This window comes from Chloroflexus sp. MS-G, from assembly GCF_000735195.1.
Taxonomy (GTDB): Bacteria; Chloroflexota; Chloroflexia; order Chloroflexales; family Chloroflexaceae; genus Chloroflexus.
Genome location: NZ_JPIM01000006.1, coordinates 55,216 through 73,996, shown reverse-complemented (window position 1 = coordinate 73,996; position 18,781 = coordinate 55,216). Strand labels below are relative to the sequence as shown.

General features: G+C 54.7%; 13 protein-coding genes. 8 read left to right on the top strand and 5 right to left on the bottom strand.

What is annotated here, in order from left to right:
- Positions 1–1,054: DUF11 domain-containing protein (locus JE47_RS0102240; RefSeq protein WP_051871052.1), on the top strand; the 1,054-nt coding region annotated here is incomplete at its 5' end.
- A gap of 89 nt (positions 1,055–1,143) precedes the next feature.
- Positions 1,144–3,792 (top strand): C25 family cysteine peptidase, encoded by a 2,649-nt coding sequence (locus tag JE47_RS0102235; protein WP_031458202.1) that lies wholly within the window; start codon positions 1,144–1,146, stop codon positions 3,790–3,792.
- Between the two features lie 577 nt (positions 3,793–4,369).
- Here JE47_RS0102235 and murA read toward each other — a convergent pair.
- Both murA and JE47_RS0102225 read right to left on the bottom strand, forming a co-directional pair.
- The gene (gene murA, locus JE47_RS0102230; protein WP_031458201.1) at positions 4,370–5,662 is read right to left on the bottom strand and encodes a UDP-N-acetylglucosamine 1-carboxyvinyltransferase; all 1,293 of its coding nucleotides are present in this window, start codon (positions 5,660–5,662) and stop codon (positions 4,370–4,372) included.
- 709 nt (positions 5,663–6,371) lie between these two features.
- Complete coding sequence (locus JE47_RS0102225) at positions 6,372–7,469, bottom strand: hypothetical protein (RefSeq protein WP_236631105.1); 1,098 nt, start codon at positions 7,467–7,469, stop codon at positions 6,372–6,374.
- Between the two features lie 101 nt (positions 7,470–7,570).
- Between JE47_RS0102225 and JE47_RS0102220 the strand changes: the two genes are divergently transcribed.
- Genes JE47_RS0102220 through JE47_RS0102210 form a run of 3 tightly spaced genes read left to right on the top strand, consistent with a single transcriptional unit; the run spans position 7,571 to position 11,703 of the window.
- Complete coding sequence (locus JE47_RS0102220; protein WP_031458199.1) at positions 7,571–7,921, top strand: STAS domain-containing protein; 351 nt, start codon at positions 7,571–7,573, stop codon at positions 7,919–7,921.
- 44 nt (positions 7,922–7,965) lie between these two features.
- Positions 7,966–8,715: an anti-sigma factor antagonist gene (locus tag JE47_RS0102215; protein ID WP_031458198.1), complete on the top strand. Its 750-nt coding sequence runs from the start codon at positions 7,966–7,968 to the stop codon at positions 8,713–8,715.
- Positions 8,716–11,703 carry a SpoIIE family protein phosphatase gene (locus JE47_RS0102210; protein WP_031458197.1) on the top strand — a complete coding sequence of 996 codons (2,988 nt, stop codon included), beginning with the start codon at positions 8,716–8,718 and terminating at the stop codon, positions 11,701–11,703. It begins immediately after the preceding gene.
- A gap of 40 nt (positions 11,704–11,743) precedes the next feature.
- Here JE47_RS0102210 and JE47_RS0102205 read toward each other — a convergent pair whose 3' ends face one another.
- Genes JE47_RS0102205 through JE47_RS0102195 form a run of 3 tightly spaced genes read right to left on the bottom strand, consistent with a single transcriptional unit; the run spans position 11,744 to position 14,243 of the window.
- A complete protein-coding gene (locus JE47_RS0102205) occupies positions 11,744–12,529 on the bottom strand; it encodes an alpha/beta hydrolase (RefSeq protein ID WP_031458196.1) in 786 nt (261 codons plus the stop codon).
- The gene (locus JE47_RS0102200) at positions 12,522–13,331 is read right to left on the bottom strand and encodes a ComEA family DNA-binding protein (RefSeq protein ID WP_031458195.1); all 810 of its coding nucleotides are present in this window, start codon (positions 13,329–13,331) and stop codon (positions 12,522–12,524) included. Before JE47_RS0102200 ends, JE47_RS0102205 begins: the two co-directional genes overlap by 8 nt.
- Before the next feature lie 51 nt (positions 13,332–13,382).
- Entirely contained in the window at positions 13,383–14,243 is an 861-nt protein-coding gene (locus JE47_RS0102195; protein ID WP_031458194.1) for a deoxyribonuclease IV, read from the bottom strand.
- 566 nt (positions 14,244–14,809) lie between these two features.
- Between JE47_RS0102195 and JE47_RS0102190 the strand changes: the two genes are divergently transcribed.
- The 3 genes from JE47_RS0102190 to pdhA all read left to right on the top strand — a co-directional run bounded on the left by JE47_RS0102190 (position 14,810) and on the right by pdhA (position 18,753).
- Complete coding sequence (locus tag JE47_RS0102190) at positions 14,810–16,642, top strand: VanW family protein (RefSeq protein WP_031458193.1); 1,833 nt, start codon at positions 14,810–14,812, stop codon at positions 16,640–16,642.
- A 148-nt stretch (positions 16,643–16,790) separates the two neighbouring features.
- Positions 16,791–17,258 (top strand): CBS domain-containing protein, encoded by a 468-nt coding sequence (locus JE47_RS0102185; RefSeq protein ID WP_031458192.1) that lies wholly within the window; start codon positions 16,791–16,793, stop codon positions 17,256–17,258.
- 421 nt (positions 17,259–17,679) lie between these two features.
- Positions 17,680–18,753 (top strand): pyruvate dehydrogenase (acetyl-transferring) E1 component subunit alpha, encoded by a 1,074-nt coding sequence (gene pdhA, locus JE47_RS0102180; RefSeq protein WP_031458191.1) that lies wholly within the window; start codon positions 17,680–17,682, stop codon positions 18,751–18,753.
- Positions 18,754–18,781 lie beyond the last annotated feature (28 nt).

Genomic DNA, 18,781 nt, shown 5'->3' with positions numbered 1-18,781 from the left:
GGGTAGCGGCGGGGGCGGCGGAGCCACATCCACCCCAACCAATACCCCGACGGGTAGCGGCGGGGGCGGTGGAGCCACACCAACCCTGACCAATACCCCGACAGGTAGCGGCGGGGGCGGCGAGAGTACACCTACCTCAACTCCTACAATTGTTTCCTCCATCACTGATCTGGCACTGACCAAATCGGTTGCGCCGTCGGTAGCCAATGTCGGCGACGAGGTGGTCTATACCCTCACGCTCAGGAATGTTGGCAGCGCACCGGCCACTGAGGTCACGATTGACGACCCCTTACCGGCCTTTCTCAGCCTGATCGGCGCCAATGCATCAAGTGGCACGGTTCAACTAGACGGGAATCGGGTGCAGGTGACCATTCCGGTTGTTGCGCCAGGTGAGCAGGTGGTGGTATCGATCCAGGCACGACTACTTGCCGAACCGCTACCGCCCGAAAACCGGAACGTGGCGACTGCCCGTACCAGTAGTGTTGAAATTACGACGGATAACAACACGAGCAGCGCGACGATCCTGCCGGTGCGGCCTGACCTGGTGCTCACCAAATCGGTTGCGCCATCGGTGGCGCAGGTCGGTGATGAGGTCGTCTATACGCTCACACTCGGAAATATTGGTAGCGCACCAGCCACTGAGGTCACGTTCCTCGATAATCTGCCATCGTTCCTACGTCTAATTAAGGTCACGACAACGGCGGGTAATGCGCAATCAGATGGCAATCAGGTGACAGTAACGGTGCCTGTTGTTAATCCCGGTGAGACGGTGGTGGTACAAATTACGGCGCAGGTTCTTACCCTACCAACTGACCCTGACAATGTGAATGTGGCGAGCGTGCGCACCAGCAGTAGTGAGGTTACTACGGATAATAATACTAGTAGTGCCGCCCTCACAATCACCACAACACCAACAATTCTGCCGCAAACAGGTGGTCATCTGAGCCGTTCGCTCCCATTTTTGATCGGCTTCGCACTTGTTACTATCGGTATTGGTGTATTGGTGCGACGTTGGTCTTTGGGTTCAAACACTGCTGAAACACACAGCCGTTAAATTTTACCCCCTTCTCATCTGGGCTGGCTTCCAGACAGCACGGTGCAGAAGGGGGAGAACATTTACCTTCTCATCTGGAGATAATAACGATGCGGCATCTTTTACTACTCTGCGTTGCCTTTGCCGTGGGAACAACTTTGGCTACGCCAATGACGCTGGCGCAGCCGACTAATGGTCTGGTACTACGCTCACGAGCCGATGGGGTAGAGATCGCATGGCAGGGGAATGGTTCAACTGAACCGCAACGTTTTGTCCTGTATCTGCGTGCAGATGCTTCACCGCTCCCGGTACTGCGTGAACTCCACGATCAGGCGATTGACGAACCGGTACCGGCACCGGGTTTGCCAGTTGTTACCATCAATGGCGATCAATATGAGCCGCTGCCTGCATTTATCTCTGAGATACCAAATACACCGCTCCGCCTCATCGGTGAAGGGTATCAGCGTGGTAGACGGATGGCGCTTTACGAACTTGCCCCACACTATCAATCTGATACTGGGCCACGGCTGACGACACAGATACGGGCATTTGTCGTTGGAGCAACGCTGCAACCGCCAACTAGCCTAACATCTGTGCAATTGACTAGTGTTCCCGCGCCCGATCCGATAGCAGCACGTAACGCTTGGGTTATTGACGTTCAGGCTGAAGGCATCCAGGAAATTTCGGCTGATACCCTCCGTGCGCTAGGACTTGACCTGGGCCAGGTTGCGGTCAGTCGCTTGCGCTTGCAGCGTGCCGGGATCAATCTGCCGTTAGAGCCGATCTTTCGCGGTGAGACGATAACCGCATTGCGGTTCTATGCCCCACCACCCGGTGACCGTTGGTCGGCAAGCGATCGTTACTGGCTGACGGTTGAAGAGAGCGGTAGTCCTGCCTTGATGGGAAGCCGAACTGCGCAACCGCAGGCTGGTGATCAACCGGCACTGGTGACGGTTAGCGATGTCTGGCCAACCGACTCACCAACGCTGTACGAGTCAACGTTGGCCGGTTTCGATGGCGATCACTTTTTTAGTCGGCAGCTTGATGCCAGTGCTGGTGCGCCGATGAGCACAACTATCACTTTGACACCAATGCTCCCTCTTGCTAGTAGTGGTCAGATGAGTATCTCGCTCGAATTGGCGACGTTGGTCAGACACAGCGGAACACACCGCCTCCATGTTGCCGCCAATACCTGGGAGACGACCGTCACGTGGAGCGGTTCTGGCAGTCACCAGGCAACGGTTATCTTGCCATCTCCTACCACGATCATTACGCTGACGCTCGATCCGGTCAGTGGTATTGATCGTGTCTATCTGGATCGGATGCACTTTACCGCACCGGCTCAGACGACGTTTACGGCTGCTGGTGCGATCTTCAACGGTCAGACTGGTCGTTTTCGTTACTTATTAACCGGTGCACCAACGGGCATTACCGTGTACGACATCACCGATCCCTGGCAACCAGTACGATTGCTGTTCGATGATACAGTCTTCGCCGATGATGCACCGACACCGCGTCGTTATCTGGTAACCGGTTCAGCAACACTGCACACACCGACGGTAGCGCGTCATCAACCGGTTGATCTGACCACGCCGCGTCATACTCGTGCCATTTATATCGCTCCTCGCGCATTTCTAAGCGATCTTGCACCGTTGCTGAATCATCGGCAGGCGCAGGGCTGGTCACCGATTGCAGTTGCGGTTGAAGACATTTACGCCGGTTGGAGCGGCGGCGAGCCAGACCCACGCGCAATTCGGAATTTCTTGCGCTACGTAGTAACGACCTGGTCTCCTAATCTGATAGCAGCTATTCTGGTCGGTGATGGCAGTTCCGATCCACGCGATTATCTCCAACGCGGCTGGCCAACCCTTATTCCGCCATACCTGGCCATGGTTGACCCATGGTTAGGCGAAACTGCATGTGAGACCTGTTTTGCGCAACTGGATGGTGATGATCCGACCAGCGAAACGTTCTTTCAGGCTGACATCTGGCTCGGTCGGCTGCCGGTGAAGACGAGCGCGGAATTACGTCGTCTGGTGAGCAAGCTGCTGAGCTACGAGCAGAGTAGCGGAGTATGGCAACGGCATGCAGTCTATCTGGCTGACAACCCTGACAGCAGCGGCGATTTTGCCGCTCTCCTTGAGGAGGCCATTGCGTTGCAGCCACCACAGACGAGTACTACTCGTGTATACTACCATCCTGACGGCGGTACAGGTCGGATTGACGATGCCAATGTCGCCCGTGAGCAAGCCTTTGCTGCGTTTAATCAGGGCGCGGGGTTACTCGTTTATGCAGGTCATGGGTTACAGTTTCAGTGGGCTTTTACCGCCGTGGGTATCGAGAGGCCATTTCTGCTGAATGTTGATACGGCAACCGAACTCCGCAACGCACCGGCCCTCCCTATTGTGTTGAGTATGACCTGTCTGACCGGCGCGTTTCAACATCCATCGTTTCGCGGTACAACCATTGATGAAGCACTGGTGTTGAATCCGGCAGGTGGGGCGATTGCTACCTGGAGTTCAAGCGGCTTTGGCGTCGCTTATGGTCATCGCCAACTGCTGTTGGGCTTTGTTGAAGCTCTCTGGAGTACGCCGTCACCAACGCCACTCGGTCAGCTCGTGACTGCCGGATATGCCCGTCTGGCCGCCAGTGGTGAAGCACCTGCCTCCCTGCGCACATTTCTGCTGCTCGGCGACCCACTCACCTCGGCAGCAGCACGCCCACTTTACCGACTGGATGTACCGCTGGTGCAGCGATGATCTTATTTTTCTGCCCTACAAGGCTCATCTGCTCCACCACACCCTCCCTCTCCCATTCGGGAGGAGAAGGGGGCTAAGGGTATGATCAAAAACCTGGATGGTTAATGCGGTTCTGCAATGGCATTCCAAACGATAGGTACCGGATCGTTGCTGATGAGAACCGTTGGCAGGCAGGGGATGCGTCGCCCTTCCGCGATGAGAGGGGTGTGCAACGTCTTCCGTCCCGGTGCTGCGGCGCACGGCTGGCGCGCCCTCCCCTTCCCCCTGGCCCCCTTCCTTGCCCACACGGGGAGCGGAAGGGGGACGTAGGGGGGCTGGCGCGAACGCATGGTGGCCCGCGCACGCAATGGTCGGATATGCCCGGTACGAGCCTCATGCAACATCCGGGTTTTTGATCAGGCTCTAAGGGGAAGGTGAGGTCGTTAGGTGTGCGGTGTGGTCAGGTGGGGAGGAGCACGGTCAGGCAACAGCATAGCCAGGTATACCCCCACGCACCCATATGCGGGCCAGAGGCCCGCGCTCCCAGGCAAATAGATGCTAAAATCTGTTCGTCGCTTGACAACCTCGCTTTGATCTGCTACGACGATCGTACCCGTTCGATGCGCGCCCCAAGTGCGGCCAATCGTTCGTCAATCCGCTCGTAACCACGGTCAATCTGACCGATGTTGTAAATCACACTCCGTCCCCTGGCACAGAGTGCGGCCGTCACCATCGCCATACCGGCACGAATGTCGGGGCTGGGCAAGCCGTCGGGTTCGCCATACAATTGCGAAGGCCCAACAACCACGGCGCGATGAGGATCGCAGAGCACAATCCGCGCCCCCATACCAATTAAGCGGTCAACAAAGAACAAGCGGCTCTCAAACATCTTTTCATGAATGAGCACAGTGCCGCGGGCCTGGGTCGCAATCACAATGGCGGTGCTGATCAGGTCCGGATTAAACCCAGGCCACGGCGCCGAGTCAATCTTTGGAATAGCACCGTGAAGATCGTGGCGCACAACCAACTCCTGATCTGCTGGCACAATAATGTCTTCTCCCTCTTCGCGCCACGTCACACCCAGGCGACCGAACATGATCTTCGTCATCCGATGCTCACGTGGCCGTGCACCGATAATCCGTAACTCGCTGCGAGTCACTGCCGCCAACCCGATCAGCGAACCTACTTCCATATAATCGGGGCCAATGGTGTAATCGGTGCCGTGCAACCGACTGACTCCCTCGATTTCAAGCAGGTTCGTACCGATGCCACTGATGCGCGCACCCATACTGTTGAGAAAATGACATAAATCCTGTACGTGTGGTTCAGAAGCAGCGTTGGCGATGGTCGTATGACCTTCGGCAATACTTGCGGCAATGATTGCCTGTTCGGTACCGGTTACACTCATCTCATCAAGAAAGATGTCGGCGCCCCGCAAGCCATCGGTCGTAAGAATATAACTACTCGGTGTAACCTCAACCTGCACCCCCAACGCTGACAGCGCCAGCAAATGTGTATCGAGTCGACGACGTCCAATTGCATCGCCACCAGGACGGGGTAGCATCACGTATCCTCGTCGGGCTAACAGCGGGCCAGCAAGCAACGGTGAAGTACGGATACGGCGCGCCAGTGTGGTGTCTGGTTCAACGGCTGCCAACTGATTGGCACGCAAGTGGACAACATGGGCCTCTGGTTGCTCGATTTGCACACCGAGATGAGCGAGCAACGCTAATTTCGTGCGCACATCCCCAATGTCGGGAAGATTACGTATCGTAACCGGTTCGTCAGTCAATAGACTGGCGGCCAGTAAAGGAAGAGCCGCATTCTTGTTGCCAGCGGGGCGAATAGCACCTGACAGGCGATGACCGCCTTCAATCACAAAATGATCCATACGCATGTTCCTTCGCAACCTTCAACAACGTGTACCCACGTACACGCTCACCTAATGATCGCACCTCTCCCGATTTTTGCCAACATCACCGAAGATCACAGGAGGGGTTTGCAGAGATTTCAGTTTTCGGTGTCATCTCCACCACTTGTCGGCACGTGAACAGCGTGCCATTCATCATGCATGATGAACGTCATCCAACCCCCAGCATACTCTCGATGCACGATGAAAACTTAAAAAAAGCTCTAGCCTCACTCGCTGGAGGGAAAAGATGGTTGACTTCACTGCCAAAAGGTGATCTTCTCACCACAGAGACCACGGAGATCACAGAGACTAACGATAATGTTATAATGTTATCTTTCATTGAACATAGGGTTGTGAAATTTTTCTTACATGCACCCAATGGCCAAAAATTACCCTTTCATTCATAAATCCTAGACGCTCTGTGTGCTCTGTGTGCTCCGTGGTGAGTTTTTGCAGTGGACTCATAGTTGAGATCGCCTGCTCCATTGAGCATGCATATGTTGATGAGCACGGTTGCACAACAGTATGAACCGGCCTGTGCTTCCAGATCGCATGAAACCGTTTCTTAGAGCCTATCCGAATAATTGTCTCACAGTACAGCGGATGAAACCTGATCATAGATGTACGGGCGCAGCGGCGCTGCGCCCCAACTGCTCTTCTTCTGCAACAGAGTATTCCGGATAGGCTCTTAGCGCGCTTTTTTGCGTCGCCATTTCTGGAGGAAATTCTGCCCGAATCGTTTCCAGCGCCCGATGTGCTGATTACCAGCATTGCGTGCCTTCGCGACCAGGTCAGCAGCCTGAGCCTTCCCCAGCGCCAGCGCTTCACGCCCAATCGCTTGCAACTGCTCTCGATTAACGATTTCGCCTTCAGCAAACCAACGCCATGCCGCCACTCCCGTTGTGTAGGTGCCAGCGTATGCAATTGCTACTCGCGGTACAACCCCCCAAACTGGAATGAGACCTACTAAGGTGCGTGCTAATTGTCGCCAGATAAAGGCACCACCAATCACCGGGAGCACTTCAAACAATCGTTCTCGAATATCAGGTGGAGCGCCATACGCCAATGCCAGACGATACACGAGCATCGCCTGATTTTTCGTTAGCACCAGCGTGTCAGCAGCGGCAAAGGGAAGAGTGAGGATCGGGATTTGCTCTGGTAATGCCGTAGCCAACACATACGAGGCATTGGTAAACGAAACACTGCTAATGAGTTGTTGCGCCACTACCGACCGCAAACCGGGTAACCGGCGAGCTGCCGCCAGATGCAACGAGGCTGGTAGACGATCAAGAATCGCCTCGGCTAATTGCCGGTTAGTATCAGGTGAATCTGGATCAGGAACAACCAGTAAACGCGCATGAGCAACACGCGGATGCAATGGCCCAGCGTCGGCGGGTAATACCATTCCCCACACTACGACAACTGTTGGCAGGTTGAGCGTAGCCAGATGTTCAATAACCGTTAGCTCACGAGCTGAAAGCCGGACATTTCGATCCAGACCAATGATAACAAGGTCGGCATGCCGTAGCTCATCTGGGATGATCGTCGTCAGACTGACCAGATGAATAGGAGATGGCCCGGTCTGACCGTACCGTTGCGTACCTTGCTCTAACCGGCGAGCAATACTCTGACACACCTCTGATGCGCCAGCGCACACAATGGTAAGCGGTAACTCAGCTTCTTTGCGAATATCTTCAACGTTGATCTCGCGCAGCGTATTCCAGGCGATATTCAAGCCATTCCAACCGGGCATATCCTTGACCTTCGTAGTGTCGATGAGGTACATCAGAAGTCATTATAGCACGTCCGATTAGTGATTTTCGTTCTGTGTTATAATAGCAATTAGTATGCACAACGCGCCGTGTGCGCTGAAAGAGGAGGTTACCAGTGGAACTCAATCATCGCCGACTCAATCGAGTAGACCTTATTGAGGTCATTGGGCGCGTTGATGCGGCTTCTGCACCACAACTCAAGCAACTGATTGAGTCATTGTTCGCCGACGGTCGTTATCGCATCGTGTTGGATCTCAGCCGGCTCGAATATATCAGCAGCCCCGGTTTACGTGTTCTGATTGAAGCTCGCAAAAAAGCGCGTGATTGGAAAATTACCGACCTTGAGGGGGGTGATATTCGGATCGCCAATTTACCACCCCGTATCAAAGAGGTATTCGATCTCACCGGCTTCAGTTCGCTCTTCGAGATCTATGGCGATACCGTCGAAGCAGTTGGTTCATTTTAGTACTGCCATATTACCGGATACACGTGTCCGGATCTACGATCGCCATGGAGAGTATTACCCTCACCGCCGACCTGGATGCACTGGCTAAGATCAGTGCTTTCATTACTGCCGCTGCCGAACGTTGTGGTCTCGACGAACGGGCTACCTGGCAGGTACAGCTTGCTGTCGATGAAGCTGTCACCAATGTGATCCAGCATGCGTATGACCCCGATCAACCTGGCGATCTGACTCTGAGCTGGCAGTGTCATGACCATCGCTTCATTGTGACCGTCCGTGACCATGGCCGACAGTTTGATCCATCGACCGTGCCAGTACCTGATATAACCTCGCCGTTGGAAGAACGGCAGGTAGGCGGGCTGGGAATCTATCTGATTACCCGCTTGATGGACGAAGTGCATTTCGAGTTTTCTCCCCAAGGCGGGAATTTGTTGACGATGGTTAAATATTTGCCTCATGACCAGCCAGCAGAAGCGAACGAAGTTGTCGTCATCGCGATCAACGACCGCATCGACGCGCTGACTGCTCCTCGCGTGAGCAAGCTGGTAAACGAGCGAATCAGTAACGGTGCACGCCAGGTTGTGCTTGATCTGAGTAATGTTTCATTTCTGTCAAGCAGTGGGTTGCGTGCGCTACTGCTCATTCGTAAAGAGCTGATGACACTGGGGGGCGAATTACGGCTGGCAGCGCTCCAACCGCAGGTCTACGAGGTTTTTACCATTACTGGCTTCACGCAGGTATTCAACATTCATCCTTCAGTTTCTGAAGCCCGCGCTGCTTTTTCTCAGAGGCGTTGAGTGTCGCGCGAACAGATTCTGACATGGTACGGGTTTATCATTGGTATCGTGGCATGGTTGTGGTTGTTGACCCTACCCACTTCACCGGTAGACCCACTCTACGTCTTGCTGTTTGCCATTCTTGCGTTCGTTGTTGATCTGCTGGCATTTCGCACTCCACCAGCCGATGTCCATAGTCTTGCCCCGCTGGTATTAATCACTGCCAGCCTTGCCCTGGGGCCGGTCAACGCTGCATGGTTGGCGGCAATTGAGGGTCTGATCTCCGGCATTGTCATTCCGTTACTCACCAATCGACCCCGCACATCGTTTTCGCTCCTAGGTCGACCACTTTTGCGCAGCGGGTTGCGCACGCTGGGTCTCCTGGTAAGCGGTTGGGTGGCAGGCACGCTGAGCGACCAACCGCTGACGAATAGCCAGATCGGTGTGTTATGGATTGCGACGTTGATCGGTTTTCCCCTGATTACCCAAACCGGACGTCTACTCCGCGAGCTGTTGCAGGGTGGGCAGAGCGGTCTGGCAACGTGGTGGCGTTCGGCATGGCCGGCGATTGTTGGTGCGGAAATTGCCCCCTTGCCGCTAGCCTGGTTGGGCGCGGCAATTGCTCGTGAATTGGGTCTGCTCCATCTCGGGCTTGCCGGGCTTGCTCTGATCGCATCAGCAGCGATGCTACGCCGATTATCACTCAACCTCCAGCGTCAACGCCGTTCGGTACGTGAATTAGCACGGCTGAATGAAGTGAGTCGCGCCATCATTCGCAGCGAACTCGATGTTGACTCACTCTGCGAGTTGATCTACCGCGAAGCGAGTCGGATTGTCGATACCTCGTCGTTTCATCTTGGTCTGTTTCATGGCAATTACTACACGCTGATGGTACGAATCCAGGATCGGGTGCGTCTCCCCCGCCTGACCGTCGATCTCTCGGAAAATAGTGGGCTAATCGGCTGGATTCGTGAAACCGGGCGGGCGATTCTGGTTGAGGATTTTGCCCGCGAGATGGATCGCTTGCCTGCGCGTCCACGCTATCAAAGCGAACGGCCACCCCGGTCGGGAATTTATGTGCCATTGATTGCCGGCGAGACGGTCATTGGTTCCATTTCAGTTCAGAGCTATGAACCAGGCGCTTTTGATACCAATGATCTGCGACTTATCTCGCTGATCGCCGATCAGGCTGCGGTTGCCATAGCCCGTGCTCGCGCTTTTAATGAAGCTCGTCAGCGTGCCAATCAGTTGCAAGCGATCCGCGAAGTAAGCCAGCAAATTACTGCGATCCTCAATCTTGACCAGTTGCTGCCATCTATTGTGCGACTGATCCGCGAACGCTTCGGCTATCACCCGGTTCACATCTTCACGATTTCACCTGATGATGAGCGCATCTATTTTCGAGCTTCGACGGCCGATGGTGCTGATCTGGAACGGATTCGGGCCTTGCCGCTCCGTATTGGGCAGGGGCTGGTTGGCGAGGCTGCCCGACGTGGTGAACCGGTTTTGGCCGGTGATGTGTTCAACGATAGTCGGGTAATACGCGACACCCAACATACGCGCTCTGAGCTAGCAGTGCCGTTGCGTGTTGGCTCAACGGTGATCGGTGTGCTGGATGTACAGAGTGACAAACCGCATGATTTTGATGACGATGATCTCTTCATTATTCGCACGCTAGCCGATCAGATTGCGATTGCCATCGAGAGCGCGAACGCTTATACTGCGCAACAGGAAGAAGCCTGGACCCTCAACGCCTTGTTGCAAATTGCTGAAAATATCGGTCGGGCAACGACACTTCCAGACCTGCTGGCAACCGTGGTACGTTTGCCGCCGCTTCTGTTAGGCTGCCCACGGTGCTACATGGCCCTTTGGAATCGTGAACACCATGACTTTGTGTTGCACGCAGCCTATGGCTTACCACGCAGCGTCCGAGCGACACTGATCGACCAGCCAACCCGCTCACCGTTTTTATCGCGTTTACGCGAACATACGATGGAGACAGATCAACTCTGCATCGAGACCCTCTGGCAGGCACGGGATAATGTCGATCAGTGGCCGACACTGATTGCGGCAGCCGAAAGCGGAACGCTGATCGGATTACCGATAAAAGTGCGGACAACGCTCCTTGGAGTACTGGTGCTCGATTACAACGATCCATTCCTCTCCCTCAGTTCTCGTCAGCAGAATCTGTGTATCGGAGCTGCGGCCCAAATTGCCAGCGCTCTCGAAAGTCTGCTGCTGGCGGTTGAGGCAGCAGAGGCAGCTCGTCTTGAACAGGAATTGCGCGTTGCCCGTGAGATTCAGCGTACCCTGCTCCCGACACGTCTACCCACAGCCAGAGGATGGCAGATCGATGCCGCATGGCAATCGGCACGTCTGGTCGGTGGTGATTTCTACGATTTCTGGACGTTTTCATCGGGTGCAGGTGGTTCTCAGGAATTAGGTTTCGTGATCGCCGATGTGAGCGACAAGGGTATTCCGGCAGCTATGTTTATGGCAATGGCCCGTTCGCTGGTGCGTGCTGCCGCTCTCGATGGTTCAGCCCCGGCACGGGCAATGGAACGCGCAAACCGCTGGCTGTACCGCGACTCCGAATCGGGCATGTTTGTCACGCTCTTTTATGGTCGACTTGATCTCGACTCTGGACGCCTCGATTTTACCAGTGCTGGTCATAATCCGCCGCTGATCTATCGGGCAGCTTCCGGTACCATTGAAGAGCTACGAGTCCCAGGTATTGCATTAGGTGTGATTGCCGAAATAACCTTACCTGAAGCTACAACCACACTCGCACCGGGGGATGTGTTAGTCTGCTACACCGACGGCGTGACGGAGACGATTAATGAACTGCTGATCCCTTTCGATCTTGAAGGGTTACGATCCGTGATCAAGGTTTACCACACAGCACCGGCAAGTACCATGGTGCAGGCCATTCTGGCGGCAATTGCCCGCCACAGTCACGGTCAACCGCCGTTCGATGATATTACGCTCGTCGTGATTAAACGGGAGTAATGAGATACAGTCGTTGATGATGGATCGGATTCTACACCTGCTATCGTCTCAGAAAACGTTCAATCCGCCGAAAGATAGCAGTCTGGTACGGGCCGGTAAGCAGGAGTTGATGCCCTGTCGCTGGCCAGTAGCGTAGTTCGCAACGCGAACTGCCAAGCCGTGATGCAATGGCAGCCGCACTCTCCGGATCGGCAGTGTTATCATCGTGACCGTGCATAACCAGGGTTGGTACACGCACCTGTGGTAAAGCACGACGGGCTGCGGCCAGGGCTAGACGTAGTTCATCGGCAGCAGCAACCGACACCTTGACCGAGCGACGTAATATCTGTTGTACTGCGGGGTCATCAAGATCGAGATCGGGCTGACGACGCCAGATCGACGCTCGCAGCTCATCGCTGCTGAAATCAGCTCGTTCTAGCAAATAAAACCAGGGCGTTACGTAGCGTGCGATGCCCAACAGATCGACTCGCCAGTCACCACCCAAACGGTACGGCGTTGCCAGCATGACCAACCGTTGCACCGGACGCTGAGTAGCCAACAGCGCTGATAGGGCACCGCCGAGCGAAAAACCAACTACCGAGACGGTAGCTGCGCGCCTGGTGAGGGCATCAAATGCGAGACGCACCGCCGCCAGCCAATCCGTCCAGCGCACATCCATAAGGTCTTCCGGTCGTCCAGTATGGCCGGGGAGACGGATGCCAAACACCGTAAAACCAGCCCCGGCGAGATATTCGCCGAGATCGCGCATTTCACCGGGGTCGCCGACAAAACCGTGTACCAGAAGACAGGCGTGATCGCCACCCTGCAACAAGAATGGTTCAATCATTGGGATCAACGCGCACTAGTTTGCGGAAGATGTTGATATTACGCTCACCAATACCAGCAATCGCTGTCAGATCATCAACGCTCTTAAAGGGGCCATGAGCTTCGCGATAGGCGATGATGCGTTCAGCCAATACCGGCCCGATACCCGGTAATGCCATCAATGCCTCGCGATCTGCCCGATTGATGTCAATCGGCGTGAAATCGCTCAACATAGGATCAGCTACCGCTTCAGCTTCGGATGCTGCTTGATCAGAGGTGGTAGTGGTCGTTGTGGTGGTCGAATCTGCCACCTCACCGTGGACAACTAATTGATCTGGTTCAGGGATGGTTGCTACTGAAACACTCACTTCCGCAGAAGCTGTTTCGGCGGGAGATGTCCCCTGATCATGCGTCGTCTCTGGTAACGACGAGGCTGAACCTGCCGTTTCAGATAGCCCAGGTGTTGTCACCGACGCAGCATGCGCCGCTGTTTCTGGTGCTGGCTTCCCTGACGGGCTATCAACGCCGTTACGTCTGGCGGAAGCAGCATCACCAGAAGGAGGAGCCGTACTTCGACGAGTTGACGGCGGTGCGCCACGATGAATGCGCGTAACAACCGGTCGTGGTGCACTGCCGGTTGCTGACGGTGTTGACGGTGCTGGCGGTGAGGACGCAGGTGATGGTGGCGGTGTCGATGGCACTGGCATCGGTGGCTTTGCCGATAGATCGGTCACCGGTGCTGATCCACCGGCGTTCTGCATTCGTCGCCAGATCAGATACCCAATTCCCAGTAGTAAAACGACCAACAGCAATTTACGCCACATAGCAATCTGCTCCCCGCTCATTTCCAAAGCTTGTTCCCGGCACCTACCCTGTTATGATACTGGCGAACTCACGAGCGAGCGTAACACGGCCAGATTCATACGATCTTCAGCCATGTCCTCGCCTTTCGGTGTCTCAATAATCATTGGCAAACTGGCAAAACGAGGATCATTGACGAGCAACCGGAACGCTTCGAGTCCAATACATCCTTGACCAATATGCGCATGGCGGTCAACCCGACTTCCCAACTCCTTCTGTGAGTCGTTCAGGTGAAAACATTTAACCCATTCAAGGCCAATCAGTCGATCAAGTTCGGCAAACGTTGCCTCATAAGAGGCGCGATCACGAATATTATAACCGGCAGCGAAAATATGACAGGTATCAACGCAAATCCCTAGCCGGTTGTGGTATGGAATCAACTCGAACAAACGGGCTAGATGTTCAAAGCGATACCCCAACGCCGTTCCCTGACCGGCGGTCGTCTCAAGTAAAATCACCGTGTTACCACCCACACCATCAGCCAGTAACCGGCAAATTGCCTCAGCGACTCGCGCCAGGCCAGCCTCCTCTCCGCTACCGGTATGGGCACCGGGATGGGTCACCAGATATGGAATGCCGAGTTGGGCACAGCGTTCTAGCTCATCGGCGAACGCCGTAATCGACTTTTCGCGCAGATCGTCGGCAGGAGCAGCCAGATTGATAAGATATGAGTCGTGAACGATGACCGGATGAATACCGGTTCGCTGCTGCTCAGCTCGAAACAACGCAGTTTCCTCGGGAGAAATGGGCTTCGCCGTCCACTGCCGTTCGTTCTTGGCGAAAATTTGCATCGCCTCTAAGCCAACCGATTCACCGCGGGCAAATGACTTTGAGACACCGCCCGAAATCGACATGTGTGCGCCAAATCGCGGCATGCGACCACCCTGAATACCTTTGCGCCGGCGAGTACCGGATACAGCAATTATATCACTATTCCCCTGACTTCATTATGCATTATGCGTTCGTTCCGTAGAATGCAGGCCCCCCCGCACCCTCCCCTTCCTCTCCCAGCAGGGGATGAGGAAGGGGGGAAATCGCCCACGCCCCTTCCCCCATAGCAGACCGGGAAATTGCCCCCTCATCCTCCCCCAGCCCCTTCTTCTCCCGGCAGAGGAGCGGAAGGGGAGCGAGGGATAGGTGCACAGACACCCGTACATCTCAGCCGATTCTACCCCAAGGGGTAGAGGAGAATCCGCCCCTACAATACGGTAACAGGCATCATCACCGTACCAAGAAGAAAGCCTGGCGGCAGAGCACTATCGGAACAGGAAGCTGTCGCTCCTGCACTCGTTGCTCTCGTCGCTCGCCTGCGACTGCTGAGAAGGAGGAAAACGTTGCATAGCTCTCCCGCAATATAGATAGCACTTGACACATGTACAGCAGAACGTTAGACTAAAGACACAACCGCATTCCTTCCCATTGAGACGCCGTGCATGAATGTATGGAACACCAACTACCGGCCAACGTTCATCATCACCGTCGGATGTCCTTCTGGCGGTTTGTGGAATGGTTGCTGGTAATGTTTGCGCTTGTCAGCCTGGTTGGGGTGCTGGTCTACGGTAGTCTCCTGCTCTTCGAGCGTATCCTGGCTGATCGCATTTACCCCAACATCAGCGTGCGCGGTCTCCCAATCGGCGGCATGACTCGAGCCGAGGCAAGAGCTGCTTTGCAGCGTCGTTATGCCGATTTCCTTGCAACACCGATAACGCTCTCGTTCAACGATCAGATTTGGCGACCGGCAGCCGAAGACCTTGGCCTGAGACTGGCTATTGATGAGGCGCTTGATGTAGCATTTGCCATTGGTCATCAGGCAGAGCGGTCAGTGAACCTGCGAATGGCAGCCGCAACCTGGCAGTATGGCGTTGATTTGCCGATCCGTCTTACCTTCGATCAGCGGGTTGCGCAGGAAACTCTCAAAGCTATTGCCGCTGAAATTGATCGGCCACCGCAAAATGCCAGCGTCGATCTGCACGGAAGTACAGTAATTGTCGGCCTTGAACAATGGGGTCGCCAGACGTTGATTGACGAAACCCTAGCTGATATAGCTGCGGCTGTGCAACATCTGCAACCGCAAGAGGTTACGATCCGTACCCGAATCCTCGAACCAACCGTTCGTGACAGTGATCTTGCCCCAACAGTGAGCGAATTGCGTCTACTCCTTAGTGGCCCGCTCCGGCTGGAAGGTCGGGGTGGACGATGTCAACCCGAATGTCGCTGGGAATGGTCACTCGATCAGATTGCTTCCTGGATCAAACTACGCAGGTTAACTGCCATTGATGGGCGTCCGGCGCTCGCGGTTACGATTGATCAGTCTGCTATTCGTGCCATGTTGAACCCCATTGCGGCTGCCTTACGGGAAGAAGGAGGGTTACCAAGAGTCGACTGGAACAACGGTGATTTGCGAATTCGTACTCCTGGCACCCCTGGTCGTGGGCTGGCAGTTGAAGAGACGCTTGCCCGAATCAACGCTGCTCTTTACAGCAACGAACGGACGGTTATCCTGCCACTTCGTGATCTGCCACCACCGGTTACTGCCGAAAATCTAGCGATGCTCGGCATCAGAGCACCGGTTGGCGTGGGAGTCAGCTCATTCCGCAACTCGGCTGACTACCGGATCACAAATATTCAGGCGGGTACCCGACAGATCGACGGAGTCCTCATACCACCCGGCGCTACGTTCTCATTCAACACCACCCTTGGGCCGGTCACCGCCGAGCGTGGCTTCGTCGAAGGCTACGCCATCGTTGACAATCGAACGCAAAAAGAGTGGGGCGGCGGGCTTTGTCAGGTCAGTACAACCGTCTTTCGCGCAGCCTTTTTTGCCGGCTTACCCATCACCGAACGGCATGCCCATTCGTTTCGCATCGGTTGGTATGAAGAACTCGGTGAACCACCTGGTCTCGATGCTGCCATCTTTACCGGTGTCAACGACTTGCGCTTTGTTAATGATACCGGGGGGTGGTTGCTCTTGAGTGGGACAGTTGATCTCCGTCGTCAACAATTGACGATCACTCTCTACGGTCAGCCAACCAATCGACGGGTCGAGTATACCTACCGTATTCTCGAACGCATGCCAGCACCGACTCAACCGGTGTACGTTGATGATCCTACTCTACCGAGCGGTATGATTCGGCAAACCGATACTGCTCGTGACGGACTACGGGTTGAGATCTATCGCACCGTCTACGTAGGAGATCAGGTACATCTCCGTGACACTATCCCCACGACATTTCAACCATGGCCCAACATTTTTGTTCGGGGCACCAAACGCTAATGTTTCGTTAGCATGATAGCACAGCGACACTGCGCCCCGATTCACCTCGCCGCCAAGTTGACGATCTCTGCTATACTAGAATTGAGTTGTTTGAGCAACTATTCTCGTGAATAATATCACGACTGAAGATAACGAAAGGTAACTCAGAATGAAAGCGCGCGAGATCATGACCCGCAATGTGATTTGCGTCAACGATGATGCCACTGTTGAAGACGCGGCCCGTCTGATGACGCGCAACCGGATCAGTGGTTTGCCGGTTATCAATTCCCATGGCATGCTGGTTGGCCTCGTCACCGAACATGACCTGATTGCCAAAGAAGGACGTACCGTCAAAGAAATCATGACTCGGAGTGTCATCAGTGTGAGTGCCGACACCGAAGTCGAACATATCCAACATCTCCTGACCAACCAGCGCATCCGACGGGTACCGGTCGTTGAGAATGGTAAAGTCGTTGGGATTGTCAGCCGTTCTGATCTTGTGCGCCAGATTGCTATGCGTTGGGTTTGCGGGGTATGTGGTGAGATTGTACGTACCCTCGATCCACCTAGGCATTGTCCACGCTGTGGCGCCGACACCCATGCCTTCACACGCGAAGTTGTGCCACCGGGGATGTAATGACCGTCTGCAAACCTAACAACCTTAAGCAGGTAAGGACATCCCCAACCTTTATACCGGCTCGTGAATCATCGGCGAAGCATGGTAATGCGGCACAGAACAATTGCAACGAAGCCACGACTGTCGCGTTTGTAGAGGTACTCGTGTAAAAAGCATTGTGTCAATCAGTTTTGCGATACCGTCATTGCTTGTCAGAACGGTAACCCTTACACGATACGGATAGAGCGGGTGCTTCTTACCTGTTTGAACAATCTGCCTTCGTCGGTATCAGGCGCAAGCCTAAACCTCTGGTTTGGGTAGCACCTAGAGCGCAACCCACACTCGCGGGAGTGTGGTAGCAATAACAGATGGCGCACCAAACCGGCTCATATCCCCTTCCTGCCGGAGCGGAACGCCCAGCATAAGAGAGGAGACCACAACAATGGCCGAAGTTGCCGAAACGACTCAACCACTGCTTGAGCGTGCTACTGTCGATGAATTGAAGCACTACTACTACCAGATGCTTCTGTTACGACGTTTTGAAGAGCGCGCCGGCGAGATGTACGTGAAAGCCAAAATTGGCGGGTATTGTCACCTCAATCTTGGCGAAGAGGCTACCATCGTTGGCTTGATGGCAGCGCTGACTCCCGACGACTATATCTTCACCAATTATCGCGAGCACGGTTACATTATTGCCCGTGGTGTACCACCCGGCCCAGTAATGGCCGAACTCTTCGGTAAAGAGACCGGTGTATCCGGTGGTCGTGGCGGATCGATGCACCTGTTCGACCGCAAGACCAACTTTATGGGTGGCTATGCCATTGTTGGTGGACAGGTGCCATTGGCCGTGGGTGCCGCCTACGCGCTGCGTTATCAGAATAAGCCGGGTGTGGTCGTTGCGCAAATGGGTGATGGAACCACCAATATTGGTGCATTCTACGAGTCACTCAATCTAGCTAAACTCTGGAAATGTCCGGTGCTCTTCTTCATTGTCAATAACGGCTACGGTATGGGCACTTCAGTGGAAGCCGGTTCATCAGAACCCGATCTATGGAAGAAAGGTGCATCATTCCGCATTTACGGTGAGCGTGTTGACGGCACCGATGTGCTCGCGGTGCGCGATGTCGTGCGCCGATTACGAGCACGAGCCGAAGCCGAGGGTGAACCGGCGATTATTGATGCGGTTAGCTTTCGTTTCCGTGGTCATTCGGTTATTGACTCCGATCGCTACCGTGATCCTGAAGCAGTCCGCCGGGGTCGCGAATTGTACGATCCGATCCGAAAATTTGCCACGCTCCTGCTTGAGCACGGCGTTATTGATGATGCCTGGCTTAAGGCGGTTACCGAACGGGTTGAACGCGAAGTACAGGAGGCAATTGATTTCGCCAACAACAGTCCCGATCCGAAGTTTGAGGATCTCTACAAGTATATGTATGCCACACCGGTACCAAATACACCAACGACCGAAGATGCTATTCGTGCGGTAAAGATCAATCACGGTGAGTTTGACGTATAGCCGGTTATAGTGGAGTGTCATCCGCTTT